Annotated in this window: 12 protein-coding genes; all 12 read right to left on the bottom strand. The window is 45.0% G+C overall.

The window, feature by feature from the left end; all coding sequences use genetic code 11:
• Positions 1-12 precede the first annotated feature (12 nt).
• The 12 genes from AC0L13_RS11455 to lspA all read right to left on the bottom strand — a co-directional run bounded on the left by AC0L13_RS11455 (position 13) and on the right by lspA (position 14,441).
• Complete coding sequence (locus tag AC0L13_RS11455; protein ID WP_473639666.1) at positions 13-2,265, bottom strand: S-layer homology domain-containing protein; 2,253 nt, start codon at positions 2,263-2,265, stop codon at positions 13-15.
• A gap of 130 nt (positions 2,266-2,395) precedes the next feature.
• Positions 2,396-3,022 (bottom strand): orotate phosphoribosyltransferase, encoded by a 627-nt coding sequence (gene pyrE / locus AC0L13_RS11460; protein ID WP_473639668.1) that lies wholly within the window; start codon positions 3,020-3,022, stop codon positions 2,396-2,398.
• Complete coding sequence (gene pyrF, locus AC0L13_RS11465; RefSeq protein WP_473639670.1) at positions 3,015-3,734, bottom strand: orotidine-5'-phosphate decarboxylase; 720 nt, start codon at positions 3,732-3,734, stop codon at positions 3,015-3,017. Before pyrF ends, pyrE begins: the two co-directional genes overlap by 8 nt.
• Positions 3,731-4,645: a dihydroorotate dehydrogenase gene (locus AC0L13_RS11470; RefSeq protein ID WP_473639672.1), complete on the bottom strand. Its 915-nt coding sequence runs from the start codon at positions 4,643-4,645 to the stop codon at positions 3,731-3,733. Before AC0L13_RS11470 ends, pyrF begins: the two co-directional genes overlap by 4 nt.
• The gene (locus AC0L13_RS11475; RefSeq protein ID WP_473639674.1) at positions 4,642-5,418 is read right to left on the bottom strand and encodes a dihydroorotate dehydrogenase electron transfer subunit; all 777 of its coding nucleotides are present in this window, start codon (positions 5,416-5,418) and stop codon (positions 4,642-4,644) included. Before AC0L13_RS11475 ends, AC0L13_RS11470 begins: the two co-directional genes overlap by 4 nt.
• A complete protein-coding gene (gene carB, locus AC0L13_RS11480; protein ID WP_473639676.1) occupies positions 5,415-8,612 on the bottom strand; it encodes a carbamoyl-phosphate synthase large subunit in 3,198 nt (1,065 codons plus the stop codon). Before carB ends, AC0L13_RS11475 begins: the two co-directional genes overlap by 4 nt.
• A 52-nt stretch (positions 8,613-8,664) precedes the next feature.
• Positions 8,665-9,963 carry a dihydroorotase gene (locus tag AC0L13_RS11485; protein WP_473639679.1) on the bottom strand — a complete coding sequence of 433 codons (1,299 nt, stop codon included), beginning with the start codon at positions 9,961-9,963 and terminating at the stop codon, positions 8,665-8,667.
• Positions 9,930-10,844: an aspartate carbamoyltransferase catalytic subunit gene (locus AC0L13_RS11490; protein WP_473639681.1), complete on the bottom strand. Its 915-nt coding sequence runs from the start codon at positions 10,842-10,844 to the stop codon at positions 9,930-9,932. The genes AC0L13_RS11485 and AC0L13_RS11490 overlap by 34 nt, the downstream gene beginning before the upstream one ends.
• 152 nt (positions 10,845-10,996) lie before the next feature.
• Positions 10,997-12,292 (bottom strand): uracil-xanthine permease family protein, encoded by a 1,296-nt coding sequence (locus AC0L13_RS11495; RefSeq protein ID WP_473639683.1) that lies wholly within the window; start codon positions 12,290-12,292, stop codon positions 10,997-10,999.
• A 19-nt stretch (positions 12,293-12,311) separates the two neighbouring features.
• Positions 12,312-12,854 carry a bifunctional pyr operon transcriptional regulator/uracil phosphoribosyltransferase PyrR gene (pyrR, locus tag AC0L13_RS11500; protein WP_473639685.1) on the bottom strand — a complete coding sequence of 181 codons (543 nt, stop codon included), beginning with the start codon at positions 12,852-12,854 and terminating at the stop codon, positions 12,312-12,314.
• Between the two features lie 205 nt (positions 12,855-13,059).
• On the bottom strand, positions 13,060-13,965 hold the full coding sequence (locus AC0L13_RS11505) for an RluA family pseudouridine synthase (protein ID WP_473639687.1): 906 nt from the start codon (positions 13,963-13,965) through the stop codon (positions 13,060-13,062).
• The gene (gene lspA, locus AC0L13_RS11510) at positions 13,965-14,441 is read right to left on the bottom strand and encodes a signal peptidase II (protein WP_473639689.1); all 477 of its coding nucleotides are present in this window, start codon (positions 14,439-14,441) and stop codon (positions 13,965-13,967) included. The genes AC0L13_RS11505 and lspA overlap by 1 nt, the downstream gene beginning before the upstream one ends.
• Positions 14,442-14,521 lie beyond the last annotated feature (80 nt).

Here is a 14,521-nt window from a genome sequence, read left to right on the forward strand (position 1 = left end):
TGGCAATCCTATTTACAATGCATCGGTCCGCTCTTCCCCTTCAGGCAAGTATTGAAGAAGACCGATTTCTTCTAGGCCTTTTTTAATTTTTGTTGTATACCCTAGTTGTTCATCGGATAAATATGCCGCTTTTGATTCGATCATTTCTTCGAGCACTGGTAGATAGGTTGTATCGATTGTGGACCAAAGTTGATAGGAGTTGATTAGATCCTCTAAAGTGAGATGCTTATAATCGTCTCCTTTGAAGCTCATGTCAGGCGCGATGCGGTACCAAATGTCTCGATTGTCTCGGATCCACTCATCTTTTTGAATGGCAATCGCCTTTTGAATGGACGTTGCCGTTTTTAAATACTTCTCATCGCCGAATTCGTTATAAGCCATAAGCAATATATTCATTCCGCCGAGTACATGATTCATAGAAGAATGCGTCTGCACATCCTGAATAAGCGGGAAGTAATCAGAGACATAAAACGCATCTTTTGCAATCGGGATAATATGCCCTTCGTCTTTACGAGAAACCAATAGATCTGCATAATTACGCAGCGGTTCTTTCGATTCTTCAATACCGAATTCATTACCGCTTCGGTAATAGAATAAGGCGATCTGTTCGTTGAATCGCGTATCGATGAATGGAGCCGTAATTCCGTATAAATCCTTCAAATAGGTGCTTGTCACTTCGGTCTCCCAATAAGGCTTTTCTCCACGAAAGTTTTTCAGATTCACGAATGAGTTGAATATCAAGTTTTCAAAGTAACGGTCTTGCTGTTGATGGTACAACGTCATCGCCCGGTCTTCTTTTAATAATAAAAGATTCCTGCCGTAGCCTTGTCCGTTTTCAGGCAATGGCTCTGTCGTTGTCACCATTTTGCTGAACGGACCAATTGCCGTGTACCAGCTGTTCCGCTTCTTGTAATATTGAGCGCTCTCCAACATCCAATCCTCACGGTGTTGATCATTTTCAAACAAGAGGTTTTGGGAATTCAAATACCATTGATCGACAATATCCTTACCAGTCGATTGAAGTGCATGGACGGACATGAAAGTAGAGCCGACCTTTGTAAACGAAAGAGCTTCCTCTTCCTTCAGCAGCTCGCGCATTTGGCTATGGCCTCCATGTGCGTACTCCATCGACAATTGTTGTGACCGATACGATTGGCCGACCATCCTTTCCTGAACGGTTCCGTCTTCGTTCATAAATCGAAGAACTCCTGTCGGATAGGAGGTCATGTCTGCATTGAAGAAGTCTTCGGTGTTTCTTTTAATTTCATTTTTATCAAAACGATAAAGCTCATAGGAGGCAACAAAGTTTTCCTTTTGCAGCACATCTACATGAACCGGTTCTGCCGAAGGATTTTCGAGTTTTGAGAACAGGAAATAATCCCCGTTGTCAAATGAACGAACCGTCAACTCAATTGACGCGCCTTGTTCCCCTACCGAATAGGTGTAAATATTGTCGCGCGAAAATCCATAGTCGATCCGTTCATGATTGTCAAAATGGATGGTCTCAGTCGATCTGAGGTAAATCGGATGTTCATCAAAAGATACTTTCATTAATTCGACTGATGATTGGACTGGTTTATACGATTCTGAAGCGATCGATTCGAATAATACATAATCCTTTTGGTTGGCAATGGAACCCTTTTCCTCTAAAGATTTGTACAAGATAACCGAAAAAGTTGCACGATCGACCGGCAATTTATCTTGTACGAACTCTTGCGCGGGTGTTGGCAGCTTGCTCAACCTTGCAGGACGTAAGAAATCCATACGGGCTGGATTCATTTTCATAATATCTTCTTTCGTCACTTCAACATCAAATGCTTTTGTAAGCGCAGCTGCCAATTGTTCCACCGTCAAAGGATCGTCTACCCCAAATGTTGAATGAGATCGGGCGTGTAAAATGCCTGATGCGACTGTTGCATGTACAGCATCTTTCAATTGAATGTCTTGATCATCGATATCGTCATAAGAGGATTCGATGGTAGTCATTGGCAGGTCCATTGCTTTGTAAAATGCTTGAGCAGCATCTCCAGCTGTAATGGGAGTGGCGGGTCTGAATTGCAAATCGCGATAGCCTTCCATCCAACCCTTGTCAACGAGCCGCATAATTTCATTTTTCGCCCAATAATCGCTAGTGATGTCTGTGAATTTCGGTTCTATCTTCTCTTCAATCGTTTGATGATTGTCGTTTGCAGCAAAAGCGGTTGGAGATAATGCAATAGATATTGCCATCACGATTGGAGCAGCATATGCAAATGCCCTATTCATATCATTATCTTCCTCCAATTGAATTATGATTCATACATAGTTTACCATATTAGAATTATATTGCAGAACAAAGACAAAACGTTATGCGGCGTTTACACTTCGCATAACGTTTTATTGTATTCATATGATTTTATAAAAGGCCCGCTTTCAATTTCGTATGCCACTCCAGTAAGCCGTCCATTGACTCTGCTGTAATTGCTCCGCTTTCCTTCGCCATCTCAGTAAGCGCTCCAAAATCCGTCAAACTCTTATAAGTTAAATCCGCTTCAGCGAAAGCTTTATCCGCGCTTTCGAGCTCATATGTAAAAATGGAGACAACCCCTGCAACTTCGATCCCTTCAGATTGCAGCGCCTCGACAGCATTCAGACTGCTCCCCCCTGTGGAAATCAAGTCTTCAATGATGATCGCTTTATCCTCAGGCATTACTTTCCCTTCGACTTGACGGCTTCGACCATGCCCCTTTGCTTTTGAACGGATATAAACCATCGGCAAGCCAAGAATATCTGCGACCCATGCCGCATGTGGAATGCCGGCTGTTGCCGTTCCCGCAATCAACGTCGTTTCAGGATAAAATGTTTTAATTAACTCCGCGAGTCCTTCCGCAATTTGTTTGCGCCCGACAGGATCAGACATCGTCAACCGGTTATCACAATAGATCGGCGACTTTATGCCCGATGCCCATGTAAATGGATCCTCAGGACTCAGTTCCACTGCCCCAACATTCAATAGAATTTCTGCGATTTCCTTTTTACCCAATCCGCTCTACTCCTCTCCATCTTGCATTAATTTGTTCATATGCTGCGCGTGGATCCAATGCGCCTGTGATCGCTCTGCCGACTACGATATGAGTCGACCCTTCTTGCCTTGCTTCCTCCGGTGTTGCGATTCTTTTTTGATCGTGCGTTCCGCTTTCAGGAAGACGGATGCCAGGGGTTACTTTCAGGAAATCCGGTCCGTATACTTCTGAAATAATTGCAGCCTCTTGTACTGAACAAACGACGCCATCCAATCCAGCATCATTCACAAGCTTTGCGTAATGAAGGACTGATTCTTGAAGAGAACTTTGTATAAGCTGTTCTTCCCTCACTTGCCGTTCGTCAGTAGACGTCAATTGAGTCACACCGACAATAGAAGGACGCTTCATTCCTGAAGGTGTCCCTTTATCAAGCCCTTCCATTGCAGCCTCCATCATTGTCTTCCCACCAGCTGCATGTACGTTCACTAAGTCTACTCCTAAACTCGCCAGCACTTCCATCGCAGACATGACTGTGTTCGGGATATCATGCAACTTCAAGTCAAGGAATATATCGAATCCGTGCTCTTTCAATTGAGAAATGATTGCAGGACCTTCTTTGTAATAAAGCTGCATGCCGACTTTCACATTAATATCACTTTCGAATGGTTGTAGAAAATCGAAAACCTTTTGTGATGAATCAAAGTCTAACGCAATGATCGGGGATGTTTTCATAACCGGTGGCTCCTTCCTACTAGTTCAGAAATATGTTCGACGCCGAGCTCATCAAATTTTGCCGGAAGTTCCTCAATGATTTTCGGACAAATGAACGGGTCTACGAAATTCGCTGTCCCGACAGCTACCGCGCTTGCGCCAGCAGAAAGAAAATCGATGACATCTGCCGTTTCGGCGACTCCACCCATGCCGATGATCGGGATATGTACGACTTGGCTTACTTCATACACCATTTTGATCGCAACAGGCTTAACAGCAGGACCTGACAAACCACCTGTTATGTTTGCAATGATCGGACGCCCCGTCTTTTGATCAAGTCTCATGCCGACTAGCGTATTGATCATCGTAATTCCATCTGCACCGCCAGCTTCGACCGCTTTTGCAATTTCTTTTATATCCGTAACATTAGGTGACAGCTTTACATATACCGGAACTTCTGAAGCTTCTTTTACAGCTGCAGTCAGATCGTGCGCTTGTTGCGGATCTGTGCCGAATGTGATGCCTCCGCATTTCACGTTTGGGCATGAAATGTTTAATTCTAGTGCCTTTACATTCGGAGCAGTCGAAATTGTTTTTGCTACTTCTACATAATCAGCTGTTTCTGTTCCTGCTACGTTTGCAATGATCGGAACATCGAATTGTTCCAGCCACGGAAGTTCATTTTCCATGACGCTTTGTAAGCCAGGATTTTGCAAACCGATTGCATTCAACATGCCTGACGCTGTTTCTGCAACGCGCGGAGTTGGGTTACCGAAGCGAGTCTCCAAAGTGGTTGCTTTGATCATAACGGCTCCTAACAGTGACAAGTCATACAAATTCCCATATTCCTTGCCGAATCCGAAACAGCCGGATGCCGGCATAATTGGGTTTTTCAATTGCAATCCAGGTAATTCCACTGCCAATCTATTCATATCGACACCACCCCTGCTGGAAATACTGGTCCATCCGAACAAACTTTTACGTATTCTTGATCTGCTTTCTCAGTCGTCTTGCAAACACATGCGAAGCAGGCCCCAATTCCACAACCCATCCGCTGTTCGAATGAAAGAAAGCCTTTTTTATCACTATAAGCTGTTTGAACTGCATTCAACATCGGCATCGGACCGCAGCTGTAGTAAGTCGCAAAATTATCTCCGATCGTTTCCATTACATTTGTCACAAACCCTGGCGTCCCTTTTGATCCATCTACAGTTGCAATATACGTTTCACCCAATTGCATGAACTCCTCTTCATAAAACGACACGTCTGCTGTTTGGAAACCTAGTACATGAATGCATGTAACTCCTTTGGCGGTCAGTTGCTTCGATAATTCATATAGAGGTGGAACCCCGATTCCCCCGCCAATGAGTATTGCAGTTTCGCCAGGCGACGTTTCTTCTACTGGAAAACCGTTGCCTAATGGGCCGAGCACGTCTAATTCATCTCCTTCTTTTTTCAACGAAAGCAATGTAGTACCGCGCCCTTCTGCTCGATAAATGACTGTCATTTCGTTTGCTTCATTGTCAATTGAAGCGATGGAAATCGGTCTTCTTAATAATGGTTCGAACGAGTCAGACACACGAATATGGACAAACTGGCCAGGGGAAGCAATTTCCCCTACCAGCTTGCCTGAGAGTTTCATTTCAAAAATATTGTCAGCAATTTTCCGTTGCCCTGTCACGTTCATCCTGTCTTGAGTTATCATACGATCACCTGCTGTTTTGGCATATTTTCTGTTTGGAATATCATTGATTCGACAACACGTAGCATTGCATTAGCTGTATCGATTGACGTTAAGCACGGGATACCGTTTTCCACTGCTTCGCGTCTGATTCGGAATCCGTCACGCTCTGGACGTTTCCCTTTCGTCAATGTATTAATGACAAGTTGCACCTCGCCTTTTTGAATGACATCGATCAATGTCGTTCCGGCTGAGTCGATCTTACTGGCAGTCTTTACTTCTAAACCGGCCTTCTTCAATGCTTTCGCCGTTCCTTCGGTCGCTAGGATGTCGTAGCCGATTTGCGCAAACCGTTTTGCAAGTTCGGCAATCTCATTTTTGTCTTTATCGGCTACGGTCATAAGAACGGCTCCGTACTCTTTACATTGAATTCCCGCAGCAATTAGCCCTTTAAATAATGCTTTTTCGACTGTAACATCTTTGCCCATGACCTCGCCTGTCGATTTCATTTCTGGTCCGAGTGTAGTATCGACCCTTCTCAGCTTCGCAAATGAGAACACCGGGACTTTTACATAGACGCCTGTAGAAAAAGGCGCAAGGCCACCTTTATACCCTTGATCCACTATGGATTGGCCTAAAATTGCCTTTGTTGCGATATTAGCCATCGGAATATTCGTTATCTTGCTTAGGAACGGGACAGTTCTGCTAGAACGCGGATTCACTTCGATAACATACACTTGGCCATCCGAAATGACGAATTGGATATTGAGCAGACCTTTAATGTTCAAGCCGAGTGCCAATCGTTCCGTGTAATTCACAATCGTTTCCATCATTGTCGCCGATAGACTCTGAGGAGGGTAAACTGCAATCGAATCACCGGAATGGACGCCCGCTCGTTCGATATGCTCCATAATTCCTGGAATCAAAACAGTATTGCCGTCACAAATGGCGTCCACTTCAATTTCCGTCCCCGTCAAATAGCGGTCAATCAGTACAGGATGTTCCGAGCTTGCTTCGACTGCATGATCCATATATTGAAGAAGCTCTATTTCTTCATAGATTATTTCCATCGCACGTCCACCTAATACATACGATGGCCTGACGAGAACTGGATAGCCAATCTCATTCGCGATGGCTGCTGCTTCAGTAGTGGATACTGCAGTTTTCCCAAGCGGTTGCGGGATTCCTAATTCACGGAGGGCACGTTCGAATTGATCCCTGTTTTCCGCTCGATCGATATTTTCAAGAGATGTGCCTACTATTTTCACACCACGTTTTTCAAGCCCTTCTGCCAAATTAATCGCTGTCTGGCCACCAAATTGGACGATGACGCCTTCAGGCTGCTCCAAATCGATGATCTGCATGACGTCTTCGAGTGTGAGCGGCTCAAAATATAACTTATCTGAAACTGAGTAATCTGTAGACACTGTTTCAGGGTTATTGTTGATGACAATCGCTTCGAAACCTGCTTGCTGAATCGCCCATATAGAATGGACTGTCGCATAGTCGAATTCCACGCCTTGCCCAATCCGAATCGGCCCTGACCCCAGGACGACGACACTTTTCTTTTCGGTTTTACATGTTTCATTTACATCTCCATAAGTCCCATAGAAGTAAGGAGTTTCGGATTCAATCTCAGCTGCTTCTATGTCCACTTTCCTGTAAGCTGGAATGATTCCATATGCTTTCCTACAATTATAGATGGACGTTTCATGGACGTTCCAAAGACGGGCAATCGTCACATCTGAAAAGCCCATTTGTTTCGCATCGCGCAACGTCTCTGCATTGAAAGGATTCGCTTCTATCTCTTTCTCGAACTGGACAATTTTTTCGAATTTATGCAGGAAAAACAGATCGATGTGACTCCATTCTTTCAATGTCTCAACCGAAGTACCTCTTCGCAATGCTTCTCCGATGAAAAATAACCTCTCGTCTCCCGCATTCCGGATCCGTTTTTCAATCCATTCGTCCGTCAGATTTTCCGCATTCTTTAAAGTCAAATCAAATCGACCGGTTTCAAGGGAGCGTACCGCTTTTAAGATCGATTCCTCAAACGTTTTGCCAATCGCCATCACTTCGCCGGTCGCTTTCATTTGGGTCCCGAGATTCCGTTTTGCGGATTCGAATTTATCGAAAGGCCATCGGGGAATTTTCGTGACGATATAATCAATGGTCGGTTCGAAGGTTGCATACGTTGTACCCGTTACAGGATTTATCATTTCATCGAGCGTAAGACCGACTGCGATTTTAGCCGCCAATTTTGCTATAGGGCAGCCCGTCGCTTTCGATGCTAATGCAGATGAGCGGCTTACCCGCGGATTCACTTCGATAATGTAGTAGTTGGAGCTTTGTGAGTCCAATGCAAGCTGGACATTGCATCCGCCTTCGATTTGCAAAGCTCGGATGATTTTCAATGAAACATCTTGAAGCATTTCGTTTTCACGTTCCGTCAACGTTTGGCAAGGCGCTGTAACTATGGAATCACCCGTATGGATGCCAACTGCATCGACATTCTCCATGCCGCAGACAACGATAACATTGTCAACAGAATCGCGCATTACTTCGTATTCGATTTCTTTCAAGCCAGCAATCGATCTTTCTAGAAGACATTGCGTAGCTGGACTATACTTTAAACCGCTCGTTACAATTTCCTTAAGATCTTGATCGTTATTGCAAATGCCGCCTCCAGTGCCGCCAAGCGTAAAGGCAGGACGGACGATGACCGGGTAGCCGATTTGTTCGACAAATGCTAGTGCTTCCTCTACATTGTGGATAATAGCACTATCCGGGACCGGCTCCCCTAATTCCTTCATTAAGGAGCGAAACAGATCGCGGTCTTCCGCTTTATGGATCGCATCGAGTTTCGTCCCAAGAATTTCGATTCCTAATTCATCCAAGATGCCTGATTGTTGAAGTTCAATCGCCATATTCAATCCAGTTTGGCCGCCCAAAGTTGGTAGAAGGGCATCCGGTCGTTCTTTACGTATAATTCGGCTGACGAAATCGAGCGTCAGCGGCTCGATGTATACTTTGTCTGCTATTTCCGTATCGGTCATGATTGTTGCGGGATTCGAGTTGATAAGAATGACACGGTATCCCTCTTCCTTCAATGCTAGGCATGCTTGTGTTCCAGCATAATCAAATTCTGCAGCTTGCCCGATGACAATCGGACCGGATCCGATCACTAGGATTGTTTCAATATCTTGGCGTTTAGGCATCATATTTCCCCTTTCGGTTGCTAGCTTTTAGTTAAACGGCGAAGCTTTCAAATTAAAGCGTACGATCCACTACTGCAGAATTGTCTTGCCAGACGACGTTCCCACCGAAGATTGTTTTTACTGGCCAGCCGACACACGTCCAACCGTCGAAAGGTGTGTTTTTTCCTTTTGATACAAACGTGTTCCGGTCGATTGTCTGTTCTTTATTCAAGTCAATAAGGACAAGATCTGCATGTGCCCCAACCTCAATCTTTCCATAAGGCAATCCGAAGACGTCAGCAGGCTTTTGAGCCATCCAATCGATCAATTGCTTCAATGTCCATTTTCCTTCTTTCACGAAGTGTGTATAAAGAAGTGGGAATGCCGTTTCCAAACCTGTTATTCCGAAAGGTGCTTTTTGGAATCCTGCATTCTTTTCTTCCGCCGTGTGTGGAGCATGATCGGTCGCAATAAAATCCAATGTGCCATCGAGCAAGCCTTCACGCAGTGCGTGTAGATCCTCCAACCCGCGTAAAGGCGGATTCATCTTCCAATCAGCATCATCGCTAGGAATGTCATTTTCCGAAAGCAGAAGATGATGAGGACTCACTTCTGCGGTCACATGAACTCCGGCTTTCTTTGCGTCACGAATGACTCTGACCGACTCTTTCGTGCTTACGTGGCAAACATGATAATGTGCGCCGGCAGCTTCAGCAAGTAGGATATCACGAGCGATATGAACCGATTCGGCGATGGACGGAATGCCCGGAAGTCCAAGCTCCTTGTTCCGTTTTCCTTCATGCATCGCTCCGCCGTAGATCAACGTATTATCTTCACAATGGGCGACGATCGGCATTCCGATTTCTGCAGCATCTTGCATTGCCTCGTACATCATTCCAGCCTGTTGGATTCCGACGCCGTCATCTGTAAATGCGAAAGCTCCGTTCTCCTTCAGTTCTTTCAAATTCGTCCGTTCTTTCCCCGCTTCCCTAATTGTGATAGATGCGTATGGAAGAACACGGATATGAGCGTTTTCGGCAATCAATTTATTAACATGCGACAAGTTTTCCTTCGTATCAGGCACTGGTCTTGTATTCGGCATTGCACAAATTGTCGTGTAACCGCCTTTCGCAGCGGCAAGTGTACCCGTTTCGATCGTTTCCTTATGCTCGCCGCCAGGTTCGCGCAAATGGACATGAACATCGATGAAGCCAGGCGCCAACAGCAGGCCATCCCCGTCTATGACTTCAGAATTTCCAACATTCAAATCAGTACCAATTTCAGTTATCCGATCCCCATCAATTCGAACATCTACTAAAACCTTTTCACCTTCATCATTCAAAACATATGCACTCTTGATGATCTTTCCCATGCCAATTCCTCCTTTTGTAAAATCGTTTCTAATATGGCCGCGCGTATATATACACCATTTTCAACTTGCTTGTAAATCATGGATCGATTGCATTCGACAAGGCTTCCGGCTATTTCAACATCTCGGTTTACCGGGGCAGGATGCATGATAATCGATCCGGGCTTCATTTCCCTTTCCCGTTCAACTGTCAATCCATATTTTTCGTGGTATTCTTCCTTTGTAAATCTCATTTTGCCATCATGTCTTTCATGCTGGACCCTTAGAAGCATGACGACATCGCTTGTGTAGATCACTTCATCCCAGTTACTCACGTATGCAAAATCTCCTGCCCACTCTGGAGGGCATAAGAATTTCACATTTGCACCAAGCTTTGTAAGAGCATCCGCATTCGACTTTGCAACTCTACTATGGGAAATGTCACCGGCGATGAGCACATTGAGTCCTTTGAAACCGCCGAGCGTTTCTTTTATCGTGAACAAGTCAAGCAAGGATTGTGTTGGGTGTTGTCCTGAGCCATCTCCGCCGTTGATGATTGCCATTTTCATTTTTCCGACGAGATCCTCATAGTAGCGCTCTTCAGGATGTCTGATGACGACTGCATCCAACCCGATTTCTTCAAGCGTGCGAAGCGTGTCGTACAACGTCTCCCCCTTTACCGCACTTGAAGAACCTGCTTCAAATGGAATCGTTTCAAGACCCAATTTCTTTTCCGCCACTTCAAAACTCATTTTTGTTCGCGTGCTCGGCTCAAAGAACAGATTACTGACCATATATTTTTGAGGTAATGCACGGATTCCGTACCTTTTTAACATTGCGGCGCGATCCAAGATTGCTGAAATTTCGTCGATTGTTAGGTCCTTCATTGATAATAGGTTTTTCATTTTGAAAATCCCCTTTCGATTGGATAAAAAATAGCCTTTCCACTTCATGGAAAGGCCAGTTGGGCATGACTGAACAACCGTCATCCATTTTTGAATGACTGTCCGTCAACTGAACCTTTCCTTGTCTCTCAGTACAATGTTAAAAGGTCTTCCTATTCAATTGGACTATCTGCCAAGCTATTATTCGACCTACCCGGCAAGATGAGATTCAGTAGTACACCGACGATTGCAGCGAGCGCCATTCCTCCAACTTGGAACGTTTCACTAATATGGATGGAAGCACCGCCGATCCCAATGACGAGAATGACTGAAGCGATAACGAGATTCCGTTGCTGTCCAAAATCTACTTTGTGATCGACGAGCATCCTTAATCCGGATGAAGCGATGATTCCAAACAGCAATATCGATATTCCGCCAAGCACCGCTTGAGGGATCGTTGCAATAATCGCCATCAGTTTCCCGATGAAGGAGAACAATATTGCGAATACCGCTGCACCGATAATGACATAGACGCTATAGACACGTGTAATCGCCATGACTCCGATGTTTTCGCCGTAAGTCGTTTTCGGTGGGCCTCCGATGAATCCACTAAGTAGTGTTCCAAGCCCGTCTCCTAACAATGACCTGTTCAAACCAGGGTCTCTAATGAAATCTTTATTGACAACACGGCCGAGAACGAGCTGGTGACCGATATGCTCCGAAATCGTAACGATTGATATCGGAACCATGATTGCTAACAACGCCGGTGTAACGACAAACTCATAATCTAATCCAGGAATCAAGAATTCCGGAACTTCAAACCAGTCAGCTTCGTGCACTTTTGTGAAATCCAATATTCCGATTGCCGCAGAATATATGTAACCGACGATTATTCCGATCAGGACAGGCATCAAACTGATAACCCCTCTAAAGAACATGAGGCAGATGATCGCTGCTGCCAATGTGACAATTGCGGCAGAGAAATGAAGTAGATTGTATTGCGCCTCGCCATCCACTTGAATCGTACTTGCCATACTCACTGCCGTCGGTGCCAGCGCTAATCCGATAACCATGATGACTGGTCCGACTACGACTGGCGGAAGAAATTTCATAATCCAACCGGAACCCGTCGTCCAGATCAACAACGATACGAGCGCATATACAAGGGCGACAAACATGCTGCCGATCATCGCGCTTCCGATGCCGCCTGTGCTAGTCGCCACTTGAATCGGCGCAATGAAAGCGAACGATGAACCTAAGTAGGCGGGAACTTTGAATCGCGTGACAAGGATAAAAATGATCGTCGCAAGTCCGCTTGTGAGTAAAGCGATTGCCGGGCTTAAACCGACCAATTGCGGCACAAGGATAGTCGATCCAAACATTGCAAACATATGCTGCAAACTGAGGGCGAGCCATCTTCCCGGAGCCGGCTTATCGAGTACGTCTAACACTTTGTTGTCATTCATCATTTCTCACCTGTCTCCGGTTTTATTTTGAGTAGATTGCTACGCCGTCCGAACCATCTTCTTCCATGACATTGACGACTACGCGCTCTTCACTTGATGTCGGGATGTTTTTTCCGATAAAATCTGGCCGTATAGGCAATTCGCGGTGTCCACGGTCAACGAGGACAGCAAGCTGGATTGCAGCGGGTCTTCCAAGATCGATAACTGCATCCATCGCCGCTCTCACCGTTCTACCTGTATAAAGGACATCATCGACGAGGATCACTTTCTTTTCCGACACATCGTGTTGGATGTCGACTTGTTGGACGAGAGGTTCCTTATTTTCATGTTTCAATTGAAGATCATCTCTGTATAAAGTAATATCCAACTCACCAGTCAGTATCGGTTTTCCTTCAATTTGCTTAATTCTATCCGCAAGTCGTTTCGCAAGTACGGCACCTCTTGTTTTAATGCCGACAAGGATGCATTCATCGATTCCTTTATTCTTTTCAATAATCTCGTACGCGATTCTTGTCACCGCACGGGAAATTGCCTGTTCGTCAAGAATGATTGCTTTTTCTGTCATGATTATTCCTCCTTAGTAAAATTAGAAAACCCCCTGCCTAGATGGCAGGGGGTATACGTGCAGAAAAAACGTACTGGAGATTAGCGCGCAGCTATCCCACTGTACTTCCGTGCAACCTTCCCAGCCTCTCTGGACTGACTTTAAAGGTGTCGCTATTCAATTTCTTAGTTTAGTATAGTTGTCCACTTTCGCTTTGTCAACGATTTTATGAACGCAATTTTTTCAATAATTCTTCGAAGTCTTCCGGCAATGGTTGTGTGAACTCCAAATATTCTCCAGTTCGCGGGTGCTTGAAGCCGATTGTGCCGGCATGCAATGCTTGACCGTTGAAGTCTATTGTCTTCTTCGGTCCATATTTCGGATCTCCCGCAAGCGGATAGCCGATATATTTCATATGCACTCGAATTTGGTGTGTCCTGCCTGTTTCAAGACGGCATTCCACTAACGTAAAATCACCAAATCGATCTAACACTTTGAAGTGCGTAACGGCGTGCTTCCCTTTATCAATAACGGTCATACTTTGCCGATCTTTCGAATCTCTGCCGATCGGTGCGTCAATCGTCCCTTGATCATGAGGGATATGGCCGTGAACAAGCGCTGTATAAACGCGCGTCACCGATTTCTCGACGAGTTGATCGACGAGTGATACATGTGCCTGATCATTTTTCGCAACCATTAGCAAACCTGATGTGTCTTTGTCAATTCGATGAACAATTCCGGGACGCATGATGCCATTAATACCTGAAAGGTCCTTCACTTGATGCATCAAGCCATTTACAAGAGTGCCTGTCGCATGTCCAGGCGCCGGATGGACTACCATTCCGCGAGGTTTATTCACTACAAGGACATCGACATCCTCATAGACGATATCCAAGTCTAAATCTTCTGCTACGATGTCAAGCTCCTCAAGTTCAGGCACCATCACTTGGATGACGTCCCCAACTTTTACTTTATAATTCGATTTTACAGTTCCTTCATTTACGAGAACTGCTCCGTCTTTCACCCATTGCTGGATTTGAGTACGGGACCAATCAGCATTGGCATCCGACAGAACTTTATCGATTCTGCCACTTCCATGCTCTTCTGTAATTACTATTTCAAATGGTTCCATTATGCCACCTTTTTCTTATTCTTTTTTTCATCCACAAAAACATGAAGGATCATGAGGACGACTCCTACAGTCAAAGCAGCATCTGCTACGTTGAAGATAGGGAATTCATAATTAATGATCGGAATCAGGACATCCACAAAATCGACCACTTCTTTCCGAATTACCCGATCGATGAAGTTTCCGAGTGCTCCGCCTAATAAAAACATAAGGCTGATACTTAAAAGCTTGCTGCCTTTCGCTTCCTTATGGAAAAAGTAAATGATGCCGCCTACAACTAGTAACGTAACGATATAAAACAGCCACATTTGCCCTTCCAGCATGCCCCATGCCGCCCCTTTATTCCGATGCGAGAGGAGTGCCAAATAAGGTTCGGCGATTGGGATTCGTTCCCCAAGATTCATGTTTTGTACAACAAGCCATTTTGTCAGTTGATCAAGCAAAATTAAAACGATAGCCAATCCATAATATAGTACCAATCCAAAAACCCCCGTCCGACAGTTTCTGCTCCATTTTACCACAAAATGATATCAATCATGAAATCGGCGTGCATCTAAAA

It is taken from the genome of Sporosarcina sp. QA0331 (assembly GCF_055808055.1).